The organism is Nocardia sp. NPDC002869 (genome assembly GCF_046764065.1).
In the GTDB taxonomy this organism is placed as follows: Bacteria; Actinomycetota; Actinomycetes; order Mycobacteriales; family Mycobacteriaceae; genus Nocardia; species Nocardia rhamnosiphila.
Map to the genome: position 1 here is coordinate 1 of NZ_JBKOOL010000063.1, position 22,745 is coordinate 22,745.

The following is a 22,745-nucleotide window of genomic DNA, read 5'->3' on the forward strand; positions in this document are numbered from 1 at the left end:
CCCAGGTGGAGCATCTGGTGGAACCCGGCGAACTGGACCCCGACCAGGTGCACACCCCGGGGATCCAGGTCCAGCGGGTCGTCCCCGTCGGCAAGGTCGAAGTAGGAATCGAGAACAGGACGGTGCGCGCATGACGCTGACCCGCGAACAGATGGCGGCCCGGGTCGCCGCCGAACTCGAAGACGGCCAGTACGTCAACCTCGGCATCGGGATGCCGACGCTGGTGCCCAACTATCTGCCCGGCGACATCACCGTCGTGCTGCATTCGGAGAACGGTGTCCTCGGGGTGGGCCCGTATCCGACCGAGGACGAACTCGATCCCGAACTGATCAATGCCGGCAAAGAAACCATCACCGTGCTGCCCGGCGCCTCGTTCTTCGATTCCGCGCAGTCCTTCGGCATGATCCGCGGCGGCCAGGTCGATGTGGCGGTGCTGGGCGCCATGCAGGTCAGCGCACGCGGCGATCTGGCCAACTGGATGATTCCGGGCAAGATGGTCAAAGGGATGGGCGGCGCCATGGACCTGGTGCACGGTGCCCGGCGGGTGATCGTGATGATGGACCACGTCTCGCGGTCGGGGGAGCCCAAGATCGTCGAAGAGTGCACGTTGCCGCTGACCGGTCTGGGCTGTGTGGACCGGCTCATCACCGATATGGCCGTGCTCGACGTGACCGAGCGTGGACTGGTGCTGGTGGAAACCGCTCCCGGGGTCACCGTCGCCGAGGTCCGGGCGGCCACGGGGGCGGCGGTCGAGGTCGACGAGGCACTGGTCGAACGGGTCGGCTGAGGGCGATGCCGTGAATTCGGCCTGGTCACAGGGCCGGCAGTTTGTCCATGGCCGTCCGGATCACCTCGAGGAAGAAGCGCTGAGCGGCGCTGCGTCCGGGCGCGTGCCGGGTGTAGGCGGCCACCTCGACCGGTTCGATGGGCCAGGGCAGCGCGAAGATGCGCACGGAATGGGTCCGGGCCAGCGCGCGAGCGACCCGCTCCGGGACGATCGCGACGAGTTCGCTGTCCTGCACCACATACGGAAGTGTCGCGAACCGGGTGACCCGGACCGCGATGCGGCTTTCCAGCCGATGTTCGACCAGCGCCCGGCGCGGACCCAGATGGCCGCTGCCGCCGTCCACCACCACATGCCGCTCTCGCTCGAGATCGGCGTGCGTCGGGGTGCCGGTGCCCAGCCGGGGGTGATCGGCGGCGACCATACCCGCGTACCCCTCGGTGAACAGGGGGGTGCGGCGCAGTCGGGGCGAATCGAGGACCGGGCTGGCCACGATGGCGTCCATCTCGCCGCGGGCCAGCCGATCGGTCGCGGTGTCCAGGTCGAACGCCCGCACCCGCAGACCCGCCTGCGGCGCCTGGGTCGCCAGTTCGGCCAGAACCAGCGGCAGCACCGTCACCTCACCCAGATCCGAGAGGCCGAGGGTGAAGCGGGTGGGCCGATCCGGATCGAAGTCCGTGGTCGCGCCCAGTGTGTCGGTGACCTCGGCCAGTGCGGCGCGCAGCGGCGGGTACAGCCGTTCGGATTCCGAGGTCGGGACCAGGCCGCCGGGCCCGCGGACGAACAGTTCGTCGTCGAGCCGCCTACGCAATTTGCCCAGCCCATAGCTGACGGTCGGCTGAGTCACGCCCAGCAGATCGGCCGCGGCCGTGACGCTGCGCGTCTCGTAGAGCAGGACAAATGTTCGGACCAGATTGAGGTCCACATCGGATGCCATAGATCTCCTCTATTCCACTTCAGAAAATCATCTATTGGATTTCTGAGGAAGCGGAGCTTAGCGTGAGTGCCGTCACAAGCCGGGTCGCATCGTGGCGACCCGAAGATCAGAAGAGAACCCCATCATGAACAAACTGCTGTCGTGGCCGGCCGCGCTGTGCTGGCTCACCGTGCTCCTCGACGGGTACGACCTCGTCGTCCTCGGCGCGGTCATTCCGACCCTGATCGACGAGAACCACGCCGGGTTCACCGCGTCGGGCGCGACCTTCGCCGCGACCGTCTCCCTGGTCGGCGTCGCCATCGGTGCCGCCGGAGTCGGTCCGCTCGCCGACCGTTACGGCCGACGCTCGGTACTGCTGGCCTCGATCACCCTGTTCTCGGTGTTCACCATCGCGGTGCCGTGGGCCGGGTCGGTGGCAGTGTTCGGCGCCTTCCGGTTTCTCGCGGGGCTCGGGCTGGGCGCCTGTATGCCGACCGCGCTCACCTTCATGGCCGAGCACATGCCCGCCTCGCGCCGGGCCTTCGCCAGCACCTTCACCATGACCGGCTACCACTTCGGCGCGGTCCTGGCCTCGCTGTCCGCGCTCTGGCTCGTGCCGAACTGGGAGATCCTGTTCTATGCCGGCGGTATCGCCGGATTCCTGCTGCTGCCGCTGATGTGGTGGAAGCTGCCCGAATCGGATGCCTATCTGGCGGCCCAGGGCAAAACCGAACGTGTCGGCCCCACCGTGGTCCTGCAGCCGAAGTACCTACGCACGACTCTCGGCGTGTGGGTCGGCTCCTTCATGGGACTGCTGCTGGTCTACGGCCTCAACACCTGGCTGCCCAAACTGATGCGCGACGCCGGATACAACATGTCGACCTCGCTGACCCTGCTGCTGGTGCTGAACATCGGCGCCATCATCGGCCTGATCGTCGCGGGAACCCTGGCCGACCGGCGCGGCACCAAACCGACCATCCTGGTCTGGTTCGGCGCGGCCGCGGTGCTGCTGGCGCTGCTGAGCATCAAGGTGCCCAGCACCGTGCTGCTCAATGCGCTGGTGCTGGTGACCGGTATCTTCGTCTTCTCGGCCCAGGTGCTCGTCTACGCCTATGTCACCCAGGCCTACCCGGCCGAGGTCCGCGCGACCGCGCTCGGTCTCGCCTCCGCGGTCGGCCGCCTCGGCGCCATCTTCGGGCCGAGTATCACCGGTGCGCTCATCGTGGCCGGTTCCGCCCATCCCTGGGGCTTCTACTTCTTCGCGGTGGTCGCCGCGATCGGGTTGCTCGCACTGGCGACGGTTCCCCGCCTGGCCGCCCGGCACTCGGAATCCACGGCGGCGGCACCCGTCACCGGACCCGGCGATACGAAGGAGTACGCACTGTGACCACCACTCGGACCCAGGTAGCGATTGTCGGGGCGGGCCCGGCCGGGCTGCTGCTCTCCCATCTGCTGCACCGATCCGGAATCGACTCGGTGGTCATCGATATCCGCAGCCGGGACGATATCGCCACCACGATCCGCGCCGGAATCCTCGAAGCGGGATCGGTGCGCACCCTGGTCGACACCGGGGTGTCCGATCGGGTGATCACCGACGGCGACCGGCACGACGGTGTGGTGTTCCGGTTCGGCGGCGAGAACCACCGCATCGATTTTCAGGAACTCGTCGGCGAATCCGTCTGGCTGTACCCGCAGAACGATGTCTTCGCCGATCTGGCGGCCCGCCGCGAGACCGACGGGGGCGATGTGCGCTACGGCGTCTCCGATACCGCGGTCGACACCTCCGGCGCACGGCCCGTGGTGTCCTTCATCGACTCCGACGGCAGCCCCGGCCGGATCGAGGCGGACCTCGTGGTCGGCTCCGACGGCTCCCGGTCCATCTGCCGCAAAGCCTTCCCGGCCGGGACCCGCGGTGAATGGTTCCGCGAATATCCGTTCGCCTGGTTCGGGTTCCTCGCCGAGGCGCCCCCCTCGCATCCGGAACTGATCTACGCGCAGTCCGAGCACGGCTTCGCTCTGGTGAGCCAGCGCACGCCCACGATGCAGCGGATGTATTTCCAGTGCGCACCCGGCGAGCGGCCCGAGGACTGGGACGACGACCGGATCTGGGCGGAGATGCGCCGCCGGGTGAACGGGAACGGTTTCCAGATCCAGGAGGGGCCGATCAGCGCGAAGATGGTGCTGCCGTTCCGCTCCTTCGTCACCGCCCCGATGCGTTACGGGCGGCTGCTGCTCGCCGGCGACGCCGCGCACACGGTACCGCCGACCGGCGCCAAAGGGCTCAACCTGGCGCTCGCGGATGTCCGCGTACTGCACGAGGCGATCATCGAATTCCTGGCCGGCGCCGGGGACGAGGCCCTCGACCGGTATACCGAGCGGGCTCTCGACCGGGTATGGAAGGCCCAGCACTTCTCCTACTGGATGACCACCATGCTCCACTCCGTGGAGGGGGCGTCTCCGTTCGATATCGCACGGCAGCGCGGCGAACTCGCGCTGGTCACCGGTTCCCGGCACGGCGCCGCCTATCTGGCGGAGGCCTATACCGGGTGGCAGCAGGCGGCCTGATCCCGGCCGCTCGCCCGCCCGGCCGCCGGATTTCCGCGCGAGCGCAGGGCCGGTCCCGGTTCGCGCCGCCGGATGCGGCGCAATCGACACCGCCGGCGGGTGCGGCGAGGATACTCGTCCTCGCGGCCACTCTCCTACGCACGACACCGCCTTCAGGAGTTCCCCTATGACCACCACCGCCGATTCGGCCACCACTTCTTGGCGCGACGCGCTGTTCGACGGCACCTTCCGGCCCGTCCCCCGCACCCTGACCGTGGTCTCGCCGGCCACCGGCGCAGTGCTCGACACCGTGGGCGAAGCCGGGACCGCGGAACTGGAGACAGCGGTGCGCTCGGCGACGGCGGCGCACCAGGACTGGGCGGCCCGTACCTATGACGAACGGGTGGCCGTCCTGCTGCGCGCGGCGCAGCTGCTGGGCGAGAACCCGGACCGGCTCGGCTCCTGGCTGGTCGCCGAAGCGGGTTCGGGGCAGGGGAAGGCGGCCTTCGAAGTCGGCCTGGTGACGAGCGAACTGCAGGAGTCCGCGGCCCTCGCCGCGCACCCGTACGGGGAGATGCTGCGCTCCGGGAAACCGCGCCTGTCGATGGCCCGCCGGATTCCGGTGGGGGTCGTGGGTGTGATCTCGCCGTTCAACTTCCCCGCCATCCTGTCGATGCGGTCGGTCGCCCCGGCGCTCGCCCTGGGTAACGCGGTGATTCTCAAACCGGATCCGCGGACCCCGATCTCGGGCGGGCTGGCCTTGGCCGAATTGCTGCGGGACGCGGGGCTGCCCGCCGGGGTGCTGCATGTGCTGCCCGGCGGCGGCGCACTGGGCGCGGCGATGGTCGAACACCCGCGGATCCCGTGCCTGTCGTTCACCGGCTCCACGGCCGCCGGCCGCCGGATCGCCGCGGCGGCCGGGCCGCTGCTCAAGAAACTGCACCTCGAGCTGGGCGGTAACAATGCGCTGCTGGTGCTACCCGATGCGGATGTGCAGGCGGCGGCGTCGGCGGGCGCCTGGGGATCGTTCCTGCACCAGGGGCAGATCTGCATGACCACCGGCCGGCATCTCGTGCACCGGTCCGTCGCCGAGGAGTACGTGGCCGCCCTGGCGGACACAGCGCGGCACATTCGGGTGGGCGATCCCACCGACCCGACCAACGCGCTGGGCCCGATCATCGATGCCGGCCAGCGCGACCGGGTCCACGGACTGGTCACCGCGGCCGTCGAGGCGGGCGCGACGGTGGCCGCGGGCGGGCAGTTCACGGATCTGTTCTATCGGCCGACCGTTCTCACCGGCCTCACCCCGGACAATCCTGCCTGGACCGAGGAGATCTTCGGCCCGGTGGCGCCGGTCCTGGTCTACGACACGGTCGAGGAGGCCGTGGATATCATCAACGCCTCCGAGTACGGCCTGTCCGTGGGCATCCTCACCGGTGATGCGTTCAAGGCCTACGAACTCGCCGACCGGATCGTCGCGGGCGCCGTGCACATCAACGATCAGACCGTGGACGACGAGGCGCCGATCCCATTCGGCGGGCTGAAGGCCTCCGGCGTCGGCGGCCGTTTCGGCGGGCCGACCGCCAACCTCGACACCTTCACCGAAACCCAATGGATCACTGTGCAATCCGAGATCCAGCGGTACCCGTTCTGATCCGGCCGCGCACGCCGCGGGGTTACGCGAGCAGGGCCTTGGTCTCCACTGCGTGCGGGGCGGCCAGTACCTCCGCGGTGCGGCCCTGTTCGACGACGGCGCCGTTACCGAGGACCACGATATGCGGGCAGTAGGCGGCGATCACGGCCATATCGTGGCTGATGACGAGTGCGCCGATGCCACGGGTGTGCCGGGTGCGCTCGATCAGGTCCATGATCGACCGGGCGGTCCGGTCGTCGAGCGCCGAGGTTATCTCGTCGCAGATGAGGATGTCTGGCTCGGTGCCCAGTGCGCGAGCGATGGCGACACGCTGGCGCTGGCCGCCGGACAGCGCGCCGGGGTAGCGGTGCAGCAGATCGGGTGCGAGGTCGACGCTGCGCAGCAGGCCGGCCGCGCGCTCGGCGATCTCGGAACGAGGGGTGTTTCCGGTCAGGCGGAGCGGTCGCGACAGAGTCTGCAGGACCGTGTGTTTCGGGTTCAGCGTGGACAGCGGGTTCTGCGGGATCAATTGGACACGGCGCCGGTCGCGCCGGGTTCGGCGGGACCGGCCGACGGCCAGCGGACGGCCGTCGACCACGAGGGTGCCGGTGGCCTCGGTGTGTAGTCCGGTGAGCACCCGCGCCAGCGTGGTTTTCCCGGCCCCGGACGGCCCGGCCAGTGCCACCGAGCCGCCGGCCGGGACTGTGAGATCCACGGAGCTGAGCAGGCGGGTGCGCCCGGCCGTCGCGGAGATCGCGACTGCGCCCAGTGCGGGCGGCCCGCTGCCCGGTGGCTCCGCGGCGCGGGCGGCGAGCCGGACCAGCGCGGTCCGTGATTCGCCGAGCTCGACGACCTCGTCGGCGAGGTGGTGCAGGATCTCGGTCTGGTGCCCGGAGACCACCAGCGCGAGCTTGTCGTCGGTGGCCAGCGAGCGCAGGAGGTCGGCGATCGCATTGCGCAGGTTTCCGTGGAGGCCGGCGAGCGGTTCATCGGCCACCAGGACGCCCACCTCGCGCACGAGGGCGATAGCGAGCGCGAGTCGCCGCTGTTCGCCGCCGGACAATTCGCCGGGCCGCCGGCGCAGGAAGGATTCGGGCAGGTCCACCCGGTCGAGGGCGGCGCGGAGCATGCTGTCGCTCGGCCGGGCCGCTGCTTCCTCGAGCAGGGTGCGCACGCGCATGACGGGGTTGAGTGCGGCGCCGGGGTCCTGATCGACGAATGCGATGTTCCGCCGCCGGAAGTCCTGCCGCGCGGCAGGACTCAGGGCGAAGACGTCCTGCCCGGCGACGTGCACGGTGCCGCGCGTTCGGGTGGCGCCCTGGGCCAGGTGCCCGAGCAGAGCCCGCATCAACGTGGTCTTGCCGGTACCGGAAGGCCCGGTCAACGCGGCCACGGTGCCCGGCGCCACCCGCAGCGATATCGGCGCCAGTAGTTCGGCACCGGACAGTGCGTGGATCGACAGATCGTCGACGACTACGCCGCCGCTCATATCGGCCGTTCCCCGGCAAAGGCGGTCACGGCACTGTTGACGCTCACTGCCAGCAGACCGATCGCCAGGCTCGGAGCCAGCACCGCCGCTGGATTGAGCAGGATGCCCGACGCGTTCTCCCGGACCATCACCGCCCAGTTGGCGGCGCCCAGCGAGGTGGGCAACTGCAGAAACGACACCGTGCTGACGATGTAGATGGCTTCCACGAACCGCAGGCCGAGCTGGGTGAGCAGTGTGTGACGCAGATTCGGCAGCAATTCGCGGAACACCAGATAACCCGGGCGTTCTCCGCGCGCGCGGGCGGCCTCGACGAAGCCCGCCCGCGCGACACCACTCGCGGCCGCGGCGAATACGCGTGCCGAATACGGTGTTCCCGCGACGACCGCGACAGTGATCAGGCCGGCGGTGCCGGATTCGGGCCAGGACAGCATGAACAGCAGAATCGCCAGCACCGGCGGCAGCAGCATGCACAGGTCCGCGGCGCGTTCGATCCACGCGCCGGCTCGGGTGTACAGCGCGGCAGTCGAACCCAGGACGGCCGCGCAGGTGGTGACCAGGCCGGCGATGACCGCGGCGAGCACCAGCAACCCCCAGCCGCCGTGCAGCAGCTGGCTCGTGACGTCCTGGCCCACCCGGTCGCCGCCCAGCCAGGCGCTGCCGCTGGGCGTTTCGAACGCGATGCCCACGGGATAGTCGACCGGGTGCGGCGCGAGGAAGGGGCCGGCCACCGCGAGCGCGGCGATCAGGAGAGCGGGGGACACGGCCGCCACGACGCGCCGGCGGGTGAGCGCGGGCATCATCGCCGGCCCCGGTGCGCCCAGATGCGGATGCCGTCGGCCGCCAGCAGGACACACATGATCGTCGTGCCGGTCAGCGCCACGATCGCGGCGACCAGCGCCGTATCGCGGTCGGAGACGGAACCGGCGATCAGCGCACCCACGCCCGGGTAGTTGAATATCGTCTCCACGACGAGAGCTCCGCCGAACAGGGTGCCCACGGAGGTCGCGAAGGATGCCGCGATGGCCGGCAGCGCGAACGGAACCACATGCCGGAGCAGGACCGTCCGCTCCGGTAGTCCGTTCAAGAGGGCGTTGTCGACATGGGGGGCCGTCGCCGCGTCGAGCACCGCGCCGCGGACGACACGTGCGTTCCACGCCGCCTGCGGTACCGCCAGCGCGACGACCGGCAGCACCAGCATTTCCGGGCTCGCCGGATAGCCCGATCGATCGGTGAAGGTCACCGAGGGAAGGACACCCAGCCACAGCGAGAAGACCAGCACGAGGACGATCGCTACGACGAACTCCGGGATCGCGGTGGCGAAGGCCGTACCCGGTTGCAGTACCCGGGCCGCGAGACCGGAGGGCCGCGCCGCCCACCACATCCCGCACAGCAGCGCGACCGCCACGGTGACCAGCATGGCGATCGAGGCCAGCAGCAGTGTCTGGGGGAAGTTCTCGGCCAGCAGCCCGTTCACCGACTGCCCATGAGCGGTGGTACCGAAATCGCCCGTCAGCGCCCCGGTGAACCAGGACCGGAAACGCTCCGGCAGCGGGCGGTCGAGACCCAGTTCGTGTTCTTTGGCGGCTATCCGATCCGGCGGTGCGTCCCGCCCGAGTACGGCGCGTGCGGCATTGCCCGGCAGCAGATCGACTACGAGGAAGACCAGGGCGAGCAGCACGAACAGCAGAGCGAGCCGGCGCGCCACCGGACCGGCGACCTTCCTCAACTCGACAACCACGCTCGTTCGAGCTGCACCCGGCCGTACCCGCCGAGATCGGGCAGCCCCTGAACCGAGGCGGTGGCGATATCGATACCGTCGGCCATGCCCCACACGAGGTAACCACCGCGGTCGTACTGGATCCGCTGCATCTCTCGGCTGGCCTCGAGGAATTCGGTACCGGCGGGCGCGGCGAGGGCCCGGGCGTAGGCCTTGTCGAAGGCGGGATCCGCGAAAGCCGTCTCGTTCCACGCGGTCTGCGAGGTCATGACCTTGCTGGCGAAGAACACCACCGAGTCGTTGGTGCCCCAGTTGACCGTGTAGAAAGGCGCCTGGAGCCAGGTCCGGTCGTAGAAGTCGTTGGCCTCCTGGACGACGACCTCGATCTTCAGGCCGGCGTCTCCGGCCTGGGCGGCGAAAACCCGGGCGGATTCGACTTCGCCGGCGGCCTCCTGTTTCGTCACCAGTTGGTAGGTCTTCGACGTGTCGAATCCCGCCTCCGCCAGCAGTGCCTTCGCCCGGTCGATATCGCGTGTGCGCTGCGGCAGGGACCGGTCGAAGCTCGGATCCGCGGTACCGAGAACATCGTTGGCGACCGTGCCGTACCCCGACAGGACCTGGGCCACCATCGCGTCACGATCGACGATGAGACGTAGCGCCTCCCGCACCCGCGGATCGGCGAACGGCCCATCGGAGGTACGCATCGCGATGGCCACCGCGACATCGTCGGGCCGCCGGACGACCTTCAGATCACCCCGGCGTTCCGCGGTGCGCCCGGCCACCGCGCCGACACTGGAAGCCAGGTCGATCTGACCGGCCATGATCGCGTTCGACATCGACTCCGGGCTCTCGAACAAGGTGACCTCGATCGCGTCGAGCAGGGGCGGGCCGCCGTGCCACGACTCGTTACGTACCAGCCGCGCGTTGCCGCGGTCGAAGGATTCGAGCCGGAACGGTCCGCTGCCCACACCCTTGGTGAAATCGGTGGTGCCCTCGGGTACCACGAAGGTCATCATCCGCAGCAGCAGCGGCAGCTGGCTGTTCGGCGCGGCGCAGGTGAGCACCACGGCGTTGGGGCCCGCGGGCCGGATATCGGCCGCCGAGGACACCGGAACCTTGGTTTCCCCGGCCATCTCGCGCAGCCGGCGAAGCGACCACACCACATCCGCCGAGGTCACCGGGCGGCCGTCATGGAAACTCGCGCCTTCGGCGAGAGTGAAAGTCCAATGCCGCTGATCCTTGTCCGCCTCCCACCGAGCCGCGAGTCGTGGGGCCACATTGGGGTCGGCGCCGGGCACGGTCAGCGGATCGTAGAGGAGCGACATGATCAGGAAATCGCTGTCGTTGCTCAGCGTGGCATGCGGGTCGCGCTCGATCTTCGACGATTTTCCCAGCGCACCGACGCGTAGCGTTCCGCCGGGCCTGGGCGGACCACTGGCGCCGTCACTCGAACCGGGAGAACCGCTTCCGCACGCCGCGACTGCCAGTATCGCGCCCACACCGAGCCCGGCCCGGAGCAGTCGGCGCCTGTTGATATCCACTACCCGACCTCGTCCGCTTGCCCGATCAGAGGTTAGCCTCTGCTAACTCGATTGAGGTTATCGTGCTGTGCACACCGGGACAACAGCTTCGGCCGATCGGTGTGGACTCAGGCGAGTGCCAGAGCGAACCAGGCGCAGGCGGCGAGCAGGACGAAGGTGAGCGCCCAGACCGCGCGGGTGGTGTAGGTATGCCGCATATCCGGGTCTCCGGGATCGGATCAGACGAAGGTGAAGCGTTCGGTGTGGACGCGATCGGCCGGTATGTCCAGGGCGGCGGCGTCCAGGTAGTAGCCGACCAGCAGCATATGTGCGAGCGCCAGGGCCACCACCGCCACCGAGAGCACACCGTGCAGCAGCTGCCCCACCTCGTCGCGAATTCGCAGGCGCCGCCGCCACCGCCACGTACAACGCGATCCATCCGATCCCCCGAACCACCACAGGCACCGCTACCTCCCGTCGATGGGCGCTTCGCTGTGCCCGGCCGGCACGTCGTTCCACGCTGGCCCTACCTGGGAACTGGCCCCGTGTCTTCCGGCTCCTCTGCGTGTCCGGACGCCCCGGCGGGGCACCCCACGGGTGTGGTGAGGGCCGCCCGGCATACTCGGCAGGTGGCGAACGACGAGATCTGCGGTACCGCGGTGGCCCCGGACACCGCGGTGCTGGACGACCCGGTGGGCGAATCGCTGGGCGGGCACCATGGGCATCTGGCCCGCCGGATCGGCCGGGCCCGCACCTACCTGCCCGAAGTCGCGACCTTCGCCGCGGTCGGTGCGGATCCGGATGCGCGGGACTGGGCCGATCTCGCGCGGTTGCTCGGGCCGGGCGAACTCGCCGATATGTTCAGCTGTGCGGCGGCGCCGCCGTCGGACTGGGAAGAGGTCTTCACGCTCGCGGGCCGGCAGATGATCTTCTCCGCCGCCGGCCTGCCCGCGCCCGGGCCCGATCACGGGATGGTCGAACTGGATGTGGACGACGTACCCGAAATGCTCGACCTCGTCGCGCGCACCCGGCCCGGTCCGTTCCGGCCGCGCACCCGGGAACTCGGCACCTACCTCGGTATCCGCGATAGCGGCCGGCTGGTGGCGATGGCGGGTGAACGGCTCCGGCCGCCGGGATGGACCGAGATCAGCGCCGTCTGTACCGCCCACGAGGCGCGGGGGCAGGGCCATGCGGCCCGCCTGGTCCGGGCGCTCATCGCCCGTATCGAGGCCCGCGGCGAACGTCCCTTTCTGCATGTCGCGGAAGGGAATACGGGCGCAATCGCCCTCTACGAGCGGCTCGGCTTCCGGACCCGCGTATCCGTGACCTTCCGGGGGTACCGCATCCCGTAGCCTCCGTGCGCGTTCTGCCCGGCCGGAACTGCTCGGGTAGGTCGTGCAGTAGCCGCCCCGGTCGTTCGACTGGCGGCATGCTGCTCGCCGGGCGGCCGCGCGGGACACCGTCGAAACGCGGTCCACCGTGAGCGTCGTCGGCGGCACTATATTTCCGTGGTGCGGTCCGTCCGGTCCGGAGGCGGGCGAGTGCTTGCCCGGCCGCTGTGGTGCGCGTCCGGAGGGTCGCGCGGCCGGGTGGGGATTGTGTCATATTTTCTACCGACACCACTTGCACTGTCCTGTGGAGAGTGCTAAAAATTATCTCTGTCAGATGACACAGATAATCTTAGTTCCCTTCGACAGTGAATGGAGTGAACCGGAGGTGGCGACCATGCTGATGCGCACCGACCCCTTCCGCGACCTGGACCGCCTGACCCAGCAGGCGTTCGGTACGCCCGCCCGCCCGGCGGTGATGCCGATGGACGCCTGGCGGGAAGGCGACGAATTCTTCGTGGAACTGGACTTACCCGGGATCGACCCGGATTCACTGGACCTCGATGTCGAACGCAACGTGGTGACGGTGCGAGCGTCGCGGCCGGAGCTGAACTCCAACCGGTCCATGATCGCGGCCGAGCGCACCCGCGGGGTGTTCAGCCGGCAGCTGTTCCTCGGCGAGAACCTCGATACCGAGGCGATCCGGGCCGACTACCGTGACGGCGTCCTGCGGTTGGTGATTCCGGTCTCGGAGAAGGCCAAACCGCGCAAGATCGAGGTCGCGCGCCACGACAGCGAGCCGCAGGCGATCACCGCCTGACGGTCCGGTCGGCGTCGCGTATCCGAACTGTCCTACTCCCTCCGGCGGCCGGGCCCGGCGCATCTGCCGGGCCAGGCCGTTACCCGAGTCCCTCTCCGAGAGCGCAGTGTTCCGGCCGCCGAACCGGCCGAGGGTCCCAAGAAATTTCGAGGCGGTGCGCTATCCGGTGTTCCACAGCGAAAACCTCGGTGAGATCGAGGCATTTCTCCGTACCGCGTACCCCGGGGTGCTGATCGGCCATACCGGTCCCCGGCACACCTCGGTGGGCCTGCGCCGCGATGTGTTCGGCCCCGTCACCCTGGACCGGATCGCTCTGGGGTTCGACCTCTCCTACGGCGTCGAGCATACAGGCACGCTGTGTGTGGCGAGCGTGCACGCCGGGGTCATCGAGCACAGCGGTCCCGGCGACGGAACCGAGAACCTCACGCCCGGCCGGGTCGGGCTGCTCGGTGCGAACGAACTCCCGACTTCGGGAATCATCCACGCCGGCCGCTACGACCTCACGCTGTTCGATTCGGCACTGCTGGACCGCTTGGCCGCCGGCGCGGGTGGGGCGCCGGTGCGGATCACCGCGCCCGGGCCGCGTACCCCGGCCGCCGCCCGGCGGCTCACGGAGGCGGTCACGCATGTGAAGCATCTCGCCGCCGACCCCGCCGCCGCGGGCAATCCACTGCTGGTCGCCACCGCCACCGACTATCTGGCCGCGACCGTGCTGGCGACCGTGCCCACCACCGCGGTCACCGCGCCGGGCGCAGCCGACCGCCGCGACGCTCACCCCGGCGTGGTGCGCCGCGCCATCGCCTATCTCGAATCGCATGTGCACGAGGACATCACCGTCGCCGCGGTCGCGGCGGCGGCGTTCGTCACCCCGCGGGCCCTGCAACTGGCCTTCCGCCGCCACCTCGGCACCACCCCGCTGCGCTACCTGCAGCGGCTACGGCTGGCGGGTGCGCACGAACAACTCCTCGTGGCGGTCCCCGGGGACGGACAGACCGTCGCCTCCATCGCCCGCACGTGGGGCTTCGCCCATCCGGGGCGCTTCGCCGCCGCCTATTACCGCTGTTACGGACGCCACCCCTCCGAGGTCCTGCGCCACAGCAGGTGAGTCGCGGCCCGGGTGCCGAACGGTGAAGCGGGACGGATGAGGTATTCACCGCGGCGGAGGATCGTGCGCGGGGCGAGTTCCGGCCGCCGAGTGGATGATTCGTGCGCCTCCGGTGGGCCGCCCATCCGGAGGAACCCGCGGGTGACATCGGCCCGGGCGGGGTCCGGGCAATTCTGGCGGCAGCGGCTGCCGTACCCGGCGGACGACGCGAGGGATGCGTTGAGCGCCCTGCCTACCGGGAGGGGAGAGCGCGCCCTGCCGGCGGGATCATCTGCTCTGGTCCGTATCGTCGAGTCTGCCGAGGATGCGGCCGGCGATCGAGGCCAGAGCGTCCACCTGGTCGTCGGTGAGTGCGTCGAAGACCAGCTCACGCACGGTGTCGACATGTCTCGGCGCGGCCTGTTCGATCGCGGCGCGGCCCTGCTCGGTGAGCACGATGTACGCGCCGCGGGCGTCGTCCGGACAGTCTTCGCGCAGCACCAGCCCGCGTCCCTGCATCCGGCCCAGATGGTGGGACAGCCGGCTCTTCTCCCATTGCAGGGCCTGCCCCAGTTCGCCCACCCGCATCCGCGGCTCGGGCAGGTCGGTGAGCTGGACGAGTACGTCGAAATCGGCCAGCGACAGGCCCGAGTCCCGCTGTAGCTGCCGGTGCAGGCGGGCGACCAACCGGGCGTGCATCGTCAGGTAGCCCCGCCAGGCCCGGCGCTCGCGCTCGTCGAGCCATCGCGTCTCGGTCATATGTCCAGCGTAACCCAGTAGTTGACATATCACCAATTGCGGCGCAGGCTTTATATGACACATCAACGACAAGTACTCGGAGGCACAGGATGACGACCGCGACGAACGTGAACGAGCTGAGCGGAACCTACGTACTGGATCCGACCCACACCCGGGTCGGTTTCGTCACCAGGCACGCGATGGTGACCAAAGTGCGCGGCGCGTTCAACGAATTCACCGGCAGCGCGTACTTCGACGGCGACAACCCGGCCAACTCCTCCGGGGAGGTGACGATCCAGGTGGCCAGCATCGACACCCGCAATGCCGACCGCGACAAGCATCTGCGCGGGCTCGACTTCCTGGGCCTGGACGAATACCCCGAGATCACCTTCCGCTCGACGGCGATCACGCCGACCGGTCCGGACGCGTTCGACGTCACCGGCGACCTCACCATCAAGGGCATCACCCGGTCCGTGACCGTCCCCTTCACGTTCGAAGGCCAGGCCACCGACCCGTTCGGCAATGTCCGGGTCGGTTTCGAAGGTTCGGCCACCATCAATCGCAAGGATTTCGGCATCACCTGGAACGCGGCGCTGGAAACCGGCGGCGTGCTGGTCGCCGACAAGGTCGTCCTGGAATTCGAGGTCTCGGCGATCAAACAGGATGCCGCGGCGAACTGACCACCGCTGGCTCTGATGGGCGCGAGCGGAGCGCGGTGGGGCGTGTCCACGCCTCCACCGCGACGGCTCCGCGGGCCCTACCCGGCGGTCTTCTCCGGATCGTGGCCCCAATTCATCAGTTAAGACCGCCACCTGCTGTGCCCGGTGTCGCTGGCGGGGCGTTGTTCCGACACGACCGCCACCTCCGGGTATCAGTCGCCCCGAGGGCGAAGAGCGTCGGGTTTGTGCACGGCGTCGCGGCCACTCTTCGCGCTGCGCACCTGGTACTGCGGGTCCTCGTCGGAGGCGCGGACCGTGCGGCCGGCCGCCTCGGTATCGGAGGTGATGACCTCTTCCACCTCGCCTTCGGCGGTGCCGCCGTGGCTGTTCCATTCGACTTTGTCGCCTGTGCGGAAGGATTTCTTGCTCAAGGCTGCCTCCTGCCTGTTCAGGCCCCCGTGCGCACGCTTTACCCGTGGGGCGACGCGGGAAACCGGCAGCTCACCTCCGGTCGCGGCCACCGCCCGGCCGGATCGTGCGGTACCAGTCGAACAGCTCCGGACGGTCCACCGCGTTGCGGTCCACGATGCCGTCCGGGTCGGCGCCCTGGAACAGTTTCTTGATCGGTACCTCCAGTTTCTTGCCGGTGCGGGTGTGCGGGATGCCGGGGGCGGGGATGATCTCGTCCGGCACGTGCCGGGGCGAGACCTCGGTGCGGATCGTGGTGGCGATGAGCGCCTGGAACTCGTCGGTGAGTTCGGCGCCGGGCGCCGGGACCACGAACAACGGCATCCAGTAGCCGCCGTCGGGTTGTTCGACACCGATCACCAGCGCCTCGGCGATATCCGGTAACCGTTCGACCGCCTGGTAGATATCGGCGCTGCCCATCCGGATGCCGTGCCGGTTGAGGGTGGAATCGGAGCGGCCGTGCACGATGACACTGTGGCGCTCGGTGACGGTGATCCAGTCGCCGTGCCGCCAGACACCGGGGAAGGTGTCGAAATACGCGTCGCGATACCGGGTACCGTCCTCGTCGCGCCAGAAGCGGACCGGCATCGACGGCATCGGCGCGGTGATCACGAGTTCGCCCACCTCGCCGCGCACCGGCTGCCCGGCCGGGTCGTAGGCGTCCAGCGCGACACCGAGGAAGGGCGCCGACAGTTCGCCCGGCCACACCGGTACGGTGCGCGCGCCGCCGAGGAACGCCGAGACCACATCGGTGCCGCCGCTGATCGAGGAGATGTGGACGTGTTCGCCGGCGTGCTCGCTCAGCCACCGCGCCGACGAGGCCGGTAGCGCGGAGCCGGTCACGCCGACGGTGCGCAGTGCCGACAGATCGTGATCGGCGCGCGGAACCGAGCCCGCCTTGATACAGGCCAGCGCATAACCCGGGCTGATACCCAGGACGGTGCCGCCGACATCGGCGGCGATCCGCCACAGCGCATCCGGGGCCGGCGCGGTGGGGCTGCCCTCGTACGTGACGATAGTCGCCCCCGTCAGCAGGCCCGCGACCTGGAAATTCCACATCATCCAGCTCGGGCTGGTGTACCAGAAGAACGTATCGTCCGGGCCGATATCGGATTGCAGCGCCACGGCTTTGAGGTGTTCCAGCACTACGCCCCCGTGTCCGTGCACGATGCCTTTGGGCGGGCCGGTCGTGCCGGAAGAGAAGACGATCCACAACGGATGGTCGAAATCCACGAGTTCGGTGGCGAGCTCCGGCCGCGGTGTCTCGGCGCCGCCGATCGCGTCGTCCCAGGAGAGCGTATCCGGCACCGGGAGCCCGAGACGTTCGATCACGACCGTGCCGCGTACCGAGTCCAGGCCCGCGCGCAACGCGGCGATATCGGCGCGTTTGTCGTGGGCCCGGCCGCCGAATCGGTAACCGTCGGCGGTGACCAGGACGGTGGGTTCGAGTTGTCCGAGCCGGTCCAGCGCGGCTTTCGGCGAGTAGTCCTGTCCGCACGTGCTCCACACCGCACCGATACTCGCGGTGGCCAGGAACGCGACGATCGTTTCCGGGATATTCGGCAGATATCCGGCCACCCGGTCACCGGCCCGGACGCCCAGCGTGCGCAGCGTCCGGGCGAAAGCGGCGGTGTGGTCGAGTAGTTCGGCCCAGGAGATATCGCGGACCGGGGCGTCCTCGCCGACCGCTCTGATCGCGGGCCGGTCGGCGCGCGCCCGGCGGATCACCTGGTCGACATAGTTGAGCCGGGTTCCGGGGAACCACCGCGCGCCCGGCATCCGCGCATCCGCCAGTACCTCGCCCGCGATATCCCCGAGGGCGAAATAATCCCAGAGCGCGTGCCAGAACCCCTCGAGGTCCTCGACCGACCAGCGCCACAGTGCGTGATAGTCGGCGGTGTTCGCCCCCGTGCGTTGCGCGACGAATCGCGCGAAGTCGGTGAGGGCGGCCTCGGTGATGTCCTGTTCGGTCGGCACCCACAGTGGTTGCATGCTATTTCTCCTGCCGGGACGGCCGGCCGGAGCGCGCCCTCATCGCGCGCTCCAGCCGCCGTCCATCGTGTACGCCGCACCGGTGACCATCCCGGCTTCCGGGGCAGCGAGCCAGCTCACCAGTGCGGCGACCTCGTCCGGCTCGACGAGGCGTTTGATCGCGCTCTCGGTGAGCAGAACCTTCTCCAGCACTTCCTGTTCGGGGATACCGTGCGCCGCGGCCTGAGCCGCGATCTGTTCGTCGACCAGGGGAGTGCGCACATAGCCGGGATTGACGCAATTGCTCGTCACGCCGTGCGGGCCGCCCTCCAGCGCGGTCACCTTCGACAACCCCTCCAGCCCGTGTTTGGCCGTCACATAGGCGACCTTGTAGGGGGAGGCGCGCAGGCCGTGCACCGAGGAGATATTGACGATCCGCCCCCAGCCCTGCCGGTACATATGCGGCAGGGCCGCGCGCACCAGCAGGAACGGTGCCTCGACCATCAGCGTGAGCAGGTCGCGGAACCGCTGCGGCGCGAACTCCTTGATGGGGGAGATGTGCTGCACCCCGGCGTTGTTCACCAGGATGTCGGTGCGGAGGTCCACATCCTCCAACGCCGCGACGTCGAGCAGATCGACCGCCCACGACTCGCCACCGAGTTCCCCGGCGACGGCCGCGGCGCCGGCCGCGTCGATATCGGCCACCGTCACCGTGGCGCCGCGCGCCGCGAGCGCCCGGGCGCATGCCGCGCCGATCCCGCTCGCGCCGCCGGTGACCAGGGCGCTGCGCCCCACCAGATCGGTCATCGCGCGGACACCTCGGCGGCACGCGGGGCCAGGCTCTCGGCGTCGGCGCGATCGACGCTCTCCAGGTCGAGCCCCCTCGTTTCCCGTGCGGCCAGGACGGCGATCGCGCTGACCGCCGCCGCGCCCGCCAGATACCAGCCGATCGGCACCGCGGACCCGTAGGTATCGAGCAGCTTGACCGCGATGATCGGCGCGAGGGATCCGGCCACGATCGAGGTCACCTGATACCCCAGGGACACACCGGAATAGCGCATGCGGGTCGGGAACATCTCGGCCATGATCGCGGGCTGCCCGGCGTACATGAAGGCATGGAAGACCAGCCCGATGATGATGGCGGACACGATGATCAGGTTGTTACCGCTGTCCATCATCGGGAAGGCGAAGAAGCCCCAGGTGGCCGCCGTCAGCGCGCCGATCATATAGACGGGCCGGCGACCGATGCGGTCGGACAGGCTGCCGACCAGTGGAACGACCACGAAGTGCACGGCGTGCGCGGCGAGCAGCCACCACAGGATCACCGAGGTGTCGGCGTGCACCTCGACCTTCAGATAGGTGATGGTGAACGTGACGACCAGGTAGTACATGATGTTCTCGCCGAACCGCAGCCCCATCGCGGTGAGCACACCGCGCGGGTAACGGCGCAGCACCTCGACGACGCTCAGCGAGGTGGCCTTGATCTCCTCGGCTTCCCGCTGTGCGGCGACGAAGATGGGCGCGTCGGTGATCTTCGTGCGGATGTAGTACCCCACCAGCACCACTACCGCCGACAGCCAGAACGCGACCCGCCAGCCCCAGCCGAGGAACGCCTCGTCGGACAGCGTCGTGGTCAGCACCAGCAGGACGACCGTGGCCAGCAGATTGCCCGCGGGCACACCGGCCTGCGGCCAGCTCGCCCAGAAGCCGCGGCGGTGACTCGGACTGTGCTCGGCGACCAGTAATACCGCGCCACCCCATTCGCCGCCGACCGCGAAGCCCTGGATGAAGCGAAGCGCCACCAGCAGGGCCGGTGCCCAGTAACCGATCTGGCCGAAGGTCGGCAGGCAGCCCATCAGGAAGGTGGCGGCGCCGACCAGGATGAGGCTGAACTGCAGCAGTTTCTTGCGGCCGTACTTGTCGCCGTAGTGCCCGAAGACCACGCCGCCCAGCGGGCGGGCCGCGAAACCGACCGCGTAGGTGACGAACGCGGCGAGGATCGCGTCCAGGTCGCTGGTGCCCGCCGCGAAGAACACCTTGCTGAACACCAGCGTCGCGGCGGTGCCGTAGAGAAAGAATTCGTACCACTCCACGACGGTGCCCGCCATCGACGCGGCCACCACGCGCCGCAGACCGGCGGCCGTTCCACCGGATCCGGCGTCCTTCGATACCGCCGGGTCCGGTCCGGCGCTGTGCTGCCTCATCGCAGTTCTCCTTCGTGCCCGGGGCCACATCGCCTCTCGTGATGTGACGGGCCCCACATTGCTTGGCTGCATCGAGTATTGGTGCAGACCCAGAGCCCCGCAATGACCATTACTGCAGTACTGATGTGCGAAAATGCAGAAATGAGCACGGCCTTTCCGGGTCGTCCCAGCGCGGACGACCTTCTCGTCCTGCTGGCCGTCGGTCGTTCGGGACGATTCGTCACCGCGGCCGACCAACTCGGCCTCAACCACACCACCATCTCCCGCCGGATCGCCGCACTGGAGCAGACCCTCGGCGGGCGGGTGCTCACGCGGGTGACCGGTGGCTGGGAACTGACCGACCTCGGCAGAGATGCCCTGGCCGCGGCCGAGGCAGTGGAGTCGGCGGTGAAATCACTCGCGGCGGACGCGGGCGGGGACCGGGTGCTGGCAGGCGTGGTCCGGCTCTCGGCGACCGACGGCTTCAGCGCCTATATCGCCGCCCCCGCCGCGGCGGCGGTACGCCGGCGGCATCCGGATATCGCGGTCGAACTCGTGGCGACTACCAGGCGGGCATCGCAACAGCGCTCCGGGCTCGACCTGGAGGTCGTCGTCGGCGAACCGCGGGTACGCCGCGCCACGGCGACGCATCTGGCGGACTACCGCCTGGGCCTCTACGGTTCGCGCGCGTACCTGCGGGAACACGGCGCCCCGGCGACGATCGATGATCTCGCCCGGTATCCGCTGGTGTACTTCATCGATTCCATGCTCCAGGTCGACGATCTCGACCTGGCCTCCGGTCATGTCCCCGCCATGCGGGAATCGGTGACCTCCACGAATGTCTTCGTGCACGTGGAGGCGACCCGCGCGTCCGCCGGGCTGGGACTGCTGCCCTGTTTCATGGCCGATCGCCATGCGGATCTGGTGCGGGTCCTGGCGGATTCGGTGGCGGTGACCCTCGGTTACTGGCTGGTGGCCCGCACCGAGACCCTGCGTCGTCCGGAAGTCGCCGCGGTGGTCGCCGCGATCCGGTCGATGATCGACGACCAGCGCGACGCGCTTCTCGGTGCCGGGTGAATCGTGCCCGGGCAGGGGTGCGCGTGCCGGAGAGCCCGCTCGGCCGATGCGGTGGTGCCCGCTTGCGCCGGACGGCATCTCCGGACCGCGGTCGGCCGGGCTCGCCGGCCGGTGCGGTACGGACCGGCTCGCGCGCGGAATCGGGAACGAATCGGGTGATCTCCCGGCGGGAACCGATCCTCAGCTTCTGGCAGGATCGACGATATCTGTGCGGCAACGGTTCTGGCCGAACTGCCGCGCCGGGCGGCAATGGCCGTGTCCAGTTCCCGTTCGCGGCCGACGAAACGACTCGTGGGCGCCCCGGCATCACCGATATCCGCCCCGTCCCTGTGCCCCATGGCGACCGAGCTACTCGCCGGGGGCGCCGGCCGTTGCGGCTGTCGCGGGGCCGAATCTGCGGCGCCCTACCGATGTCGTCGATCTACCTACTGGGCCATCCTTGGACCGCCCACGACCGTGCGACAGCACTGCGGCCGCGGGCACAGCCCTGCACCGATGAGCACCGTCCTGTCGCTGGAGTCATCCACTTGCCCATACCTTCGGCCCTCACCGGCCAACACGCTTCGCCCACCGGTCGCGACGAGCCCCGCGTCCCGCTGTACTCCGCCGAGTTCGCGGCCGATCCGCACGCCGCCTACCGCCGGATGCGCGACCGATACGGCTCGCTGGTTCCTGTGGAACTGGCGCCCGGCGTACCCGCCACGCTGGTGGTCGGATATCGCGCCGCCCTGCGTATTCTCAACGACCCCGAGCGCTTTCCCGCCGATCCGCGCGCCTGGCAGCGCAGTATCCCCGCCGACTGCCCGGTGCTGCCGGTCCTGGAGTGGCGGCCGAGCGCGATCCGCAGCGCGGGCGCCGAGCACGCCCGCTACCGCGGGGTCAACACCGCCGGTATCGACGGCGTCGATCTGCACGTCCTGCACAGCGTGGTCGGGCGGATCGCCGTCCCGTTGATCAACGCCTTCTGCGAGACCGGGGTCGCCGATCTCGTCACCCAGTACGCGTTCCCGCTGGCGTTCGAGGCGATCAACGCGATGCTGGGCTGCCCGCCCGAGATCGGCCGGAAGGTCGCGGAGGCCACGCAGACAGTCTTCGACGGTGTGGACGCCGAACGCGGCAACCAGATGCTCAGCGGCGCAGTGCTCGAACTGGTCGAGTTGAAGCGGGCCGAACCCGGTGACGACATCACCTCGCGGGTGCTCGCCCACCCCGCGAATCTCGACGAAGCGGAACTCATCCATCAGGTCGTCGTCCTCTACGGTGCCGGGATCGAGCCGCTGCGGAACCTCATCATCAACACCCTGCTGCTGATCCTCACCGACGACCGGTTCGCGGGCAGTCTGCTCGGCGGCGCGCTGGCCACCCGGGACGCGCTGGACGAAGTGCTGTTCGAGGACCCGCCGATGGCGAATTTCAGTGTCACCTACCCGCGGCAGCCGATCCTGATCGACGACGTCTGGCTGCCCGCGAACCAACCCGTGGTGATCAGCCTGGCCGGGTGCAACAACGACCCCGCGATCAGCAACGGCGACCATACCGGCAACCGGTCCCATCTGGCCTGGGGCGCGGGCCCGCATTCCTGTCCGGCCAGGTCCGCGGCATACCTGATCGCCCAGGGCGCCATCGATCAATTGCTGGACGCCCTTCCCGATCTGCGGCTGGCCGTACCCGCGGACGCGCTGACGCGGCGGCCCGGGCCGTTCCACCGGGCCCTGGCCGATCTACCGGTGGACTTCCCTCCGTGCCCACAGCAGGCCATTCTCTGAGACCCGCACCGGCCCCGTCGCGCCCGGCCGGGGGAAACCGGCGCCGGC

At 69.4% G+C, this 22,745-nt stretch carries 21 protein-coding genes and 1 pseudogene; 11 read left to right on the plus strand and 11 right to left on the minus strand.

Annotated features, from left to right (window positions below):
- Positions 1-134 (plus strand): annotated as a pseudogene (locus ACLML9_RS14015) (succinyl-CoA--3-ketoacid-CoA transferase); the annotation flags it as partial.
- Complete coding sequence (locus ACLML9_RS14020) at positions 131-787, plus strand: CoA transferase subunit B (protein WP_411945932.1); 657 nt, start codon at positions 131-133, stop codon at positions 785-787. The pseudogene ACLML9_RS14015 and the gene ACLML9_RS14020, both read left to right, overlap by 4 nt.
- 25 nt (positions 788-812) lie before the next feature.
- On the opposite strand, the gene ACLML9_RS14025 is transcribed toward ACLML9_RS14020, so the two are convergent.
- Positions 813-1,721 carry a LysR family transcriptional regulator gene (locus ACLML9_RS14025; protein WP_411945933.1) on the minus strand — a complete coding sequence of 303 codons (909 nt, stop codon included), beginning with the start codon at positions 1,719-1,721 and terminating at the stop codon, positions 813-815.
- A gap of 124 nt (positions 1,722-1,845) precedes the next feature.
- On the opposite strand from ACLML9_RS14025, the gene ACLML9_RS14030 reads away from it, so the two are divergent.
- The 3 genes from ACLML9_RS14030 (at position 1,846) to ACLML9_RS14040 (ending at position 5,898) form a co-directional block, all read left to right on the plus strand.
- The gene (locus ACLML9_RS14030; RefSeq protein WP_411945934.1) at positions 1,846-3,087 is read left to right on the plus strand and encodes an MFS transporter; all 1,242 of its coding nucleotides are present in this window, start codon (positions 1,846-1,848) and stop codon (positions 3,085-3,087) included.
- Positions 3,084-4,265: a 4-hydroxybenzoate 3-monooxygenase gene (locus tag ACLML9_RS14035; protein ID WP_411945935.1), complete on the plus strand. Its 1,182-nt coding sequence runs from the start codon at positions 3,084-3,086 to the stop codon at positions 4,263-4,265. Before ACLML9_RS14030 ends, ACLML9_RS14035 begins: the two co-directional genes overlap by 4 nt.
- 166 nt (positions 4,266-4,431) lie before the next feature.
- On the plus strand, positions 4,432-5,898 hold the full coding sequence (locus tag ACLML9_RS14040; protein WP_411945936.1) for an aldehyde dehydrogenase family protein: 1,467 nt from the start codon (positions 4,432-4,434) through the stop codon (positions 5,896-5,898).
- Positions 5,899-5,920: 22 nt separating this feature from the next.
- Here the strand turns inward: ACLML9_RS14040 and ACLML9_RS14045 are convergent, their stop codons facing one another.
- The 5 genes from ACLML9_RS14045 to ACLML9_RS14065 form a co-directional block, all read right to left on the minus strand.
- On the minus strand, positions 5,921-7,366 hold the full coding sequence (locus tag ACLML9_RS14045; RefSeq protein ID WP_411945937.1) for an ABC transporter ATP-binding protein: 1,446 nt from the start codon (positions 7,364-7,366) through the stop codon (positions 5,921-5,923).
- The gene (locus ACLML9_RS14050) at positions 7,363-8,127 is read right to left on the minus strand and encodes an ABC transporter permease (RefSeq protein ID WP_411945938.1); all 765 of its coding nucleotides are present in this window, start codon (positions 8,125-8,127) and stop codon (positions 7,363-7,365) included. Before ACLML9_RS14050 ends, ACLML9_RS14045 begins: the two co-directional genes overlap by 4 nt.
- Positions 8,128-8,162: 35 nt before the next feature.
- Positions 8,163-9,092: an ABC transporter permease gene (locus tag ACLML9_RS14055; RefSeq protein ID WP_411945939.1), complete on the minus strand. Its 930-nt coding sequence runs from the start codon at positions 9,090-9,092 to the stop codon at positions 8,163-8,165.
- Positions 9,089-10,624, minus strand: a complete 1,536-nt coding sequence (locus ACLML9_RS14060; protein WP_411945940.1) for an ABC transporter substrate-binding protein — start codon at positions 10,622-10,624, stop codon at positions 9,089-9,091. Before ACLML9_RS14060 ends, ACLML9_RS14055 begins: the two co-directional genes overlap by 4 nt.
- Positions 10,625-10,842: 218 nt before the next feature.
- Entirely contained in the window at positions 10,843-10,989 is a 147-nt protein-coding gene (locus ACLML9_RS14065; protein WP_411945941.1) for a hypothetical protein, read from the minus strand.
- Between the two features lie 243 nt (positions 10,990-11,232).
- Here ACLML9_RS14065 and ACLML9_RS14070 point away from each other — a divergent pair, with 243 nt between their 5' ends.
- From ACLML9_RS14070 to ACLML9_RS14080, 3 genes are all read left to right on the plus strand, one after another.
- Positions 11,233-11,955, plus strand: a complete 723-nt coding sequence (locus ACLML9_RS14070; protein ID WP_411945942.1) for a GNAT family N-acetyltransferase — start codon at positions 11,233-11,235, stop codon at positions 11,953-11,955.
- Between the two features lie 373 nt (positions 11,956-12,328).
- Positions 12,329-12,751 carry an Hsp20/alpha crystallin family protein gene (locus ACLML9_RS14075; protein ID WP_411945957.1) on the plus strand — a complete coding sequence of 141 codons (423 nt, stop codon included), beginning with the start codon at positions 12,329-12,331 and terminating at the stop codon, positions 12,749-12,751.
- A gap of 166 nt (positions 12,752-12,917) precedes the next feature.
- Complete coding sequence (locus tag ACLML9_RS14080; protein WP_411945943.1) at positions 12,918-13,856, plus strand: helix-turn-helix domain-containing protein; 939 nt, start codon at positions 12,918-12,920, stop codon at positions 13,854-13,856.
- A gap of 267 nt (positions 13,857-14,123) precedes the next feature.
- Here ACLML9_RS14080 and ACLML9_RS14085 read toward each other — a convergent pair whose 3' ends face one another.
- The gene (locus ACLML9_RS14085; RefSeq protein WP_411945944.1) at positions 14,124-14,594 is read right to left on the minus strand and encodes a MarR family winged helix-turn-helix transcriptional regulator; all 471 of its coding nucleotides are present in this window, start codon (positions 14,592-14,594) and stop codon (positions 14,124-14,126) included.
- A gap of 89 nt (positions 14,595-14,683) precedes the next feature.
- Here ACLML9_RS14085 and ACLML9_RS14090 point away from each other — a divergent pair, with 89 nt between their 5' ends.
- Positions 14,684-15,253: a YceI family protein gene (locus tag ACLML9_RS14090; protein ID WP_030520356.1), complete on the plus strand. Its 570-nt coding sequence runs from the start codon at positions 14,684-14,686 to the stop codon at positions 15,251-15,253.
- A gap of 191 nt (positions 15,254-15,444) precedes the next feature.
- On the opposite strand, the gene ACLML9_RS14095 is transcribed toward ACLML9_RS14090, so the two are convergent.
- From ACLML9_RS14095 to ACLML9_RS14110, 4 genes are all read right to left on the minus strand, one after another.
- Positions 15,445-15,663, minus strand: a complete 219-nt coding sequence (locus tag ACLML9_RS14095) for a DUF2945 domain-containing protein (RefSeq protein WP_411945945.1) — start codon at positions 15,661-15,663, stop codon at positions 15,445-15,447.
- 70 nt (positions 15,664-15,733) lie between these two features.
- The gene (locus tag ACLML9_RS14100) at positions 15,734-17,692 is read right to left on the minus strand and encodes an acetoacetate--CoA ligase (protein ID WP_411945946.1); all 1,959 of its coding nucleotides are present in this window, start codon (positions 17,690-17,692) and stop codon (positions 15,734-15,736) included.
- A gap of 39 nt (positions 17,693-17,731) precedes the next feature.
- Complete coding sequence (locus ACLML9_RS14105; protein WP_411945947.1) at positions 17,732-18,478, minus strand: 3-hydroxybutyrate dehydrogenase; 747 nt, start codon at positions 18,476-18,478, stop codon at positions 17,732-17,734.
- On the minus strand, positions 18,475-19,875 hold the full coding sequence (locus ACLML9_RS14110; protein WP_411945948.1) for an MFS transporter: 1,401 nt from the start codon (positions 19,873-19,875) through the stop codon (positions 18,475-18,477). The genes ACLML9_RS14105 and ACLML9_RS14110 overlap by 4 nt, the downstream gene beginning before the upstream one ends.
- 141 nt (positions 19,876-20,016) lie before the next feature.
- On the opposite strand from ACLML9_RS14110, the gene ACLML9_RS14115 reads away from it, so the two are divergent.
- Together ACLML9_RS14115 and ACLML9_RS14120 are read left to right on the plus strand one after the other, a co-directional pair.
- Positions 20,017-20,931, plus strand: a complete 915-nt coding sequence (locus ACLML9_RS14115) for a LysR family transcriptional regulator (protein WP_411945949.1) — start codon at positions 20,017-20,019, stop codon at positions 20,929-20,931.
- Between the two features lie 521 nt (positions 20,932-21,452).
- Positions 21,453-22,697, plus strand: a complete 1,245-nt coding sequence (locus ACLML9_RS14120) for a cytochrome P450 (protein WP_411945958.1) — start codon at positions 21,453-21,455, stop codon at positions 22,695-22,697.
- Positions 22,698-22,745 lie beyond the last annotated feature (48 nt).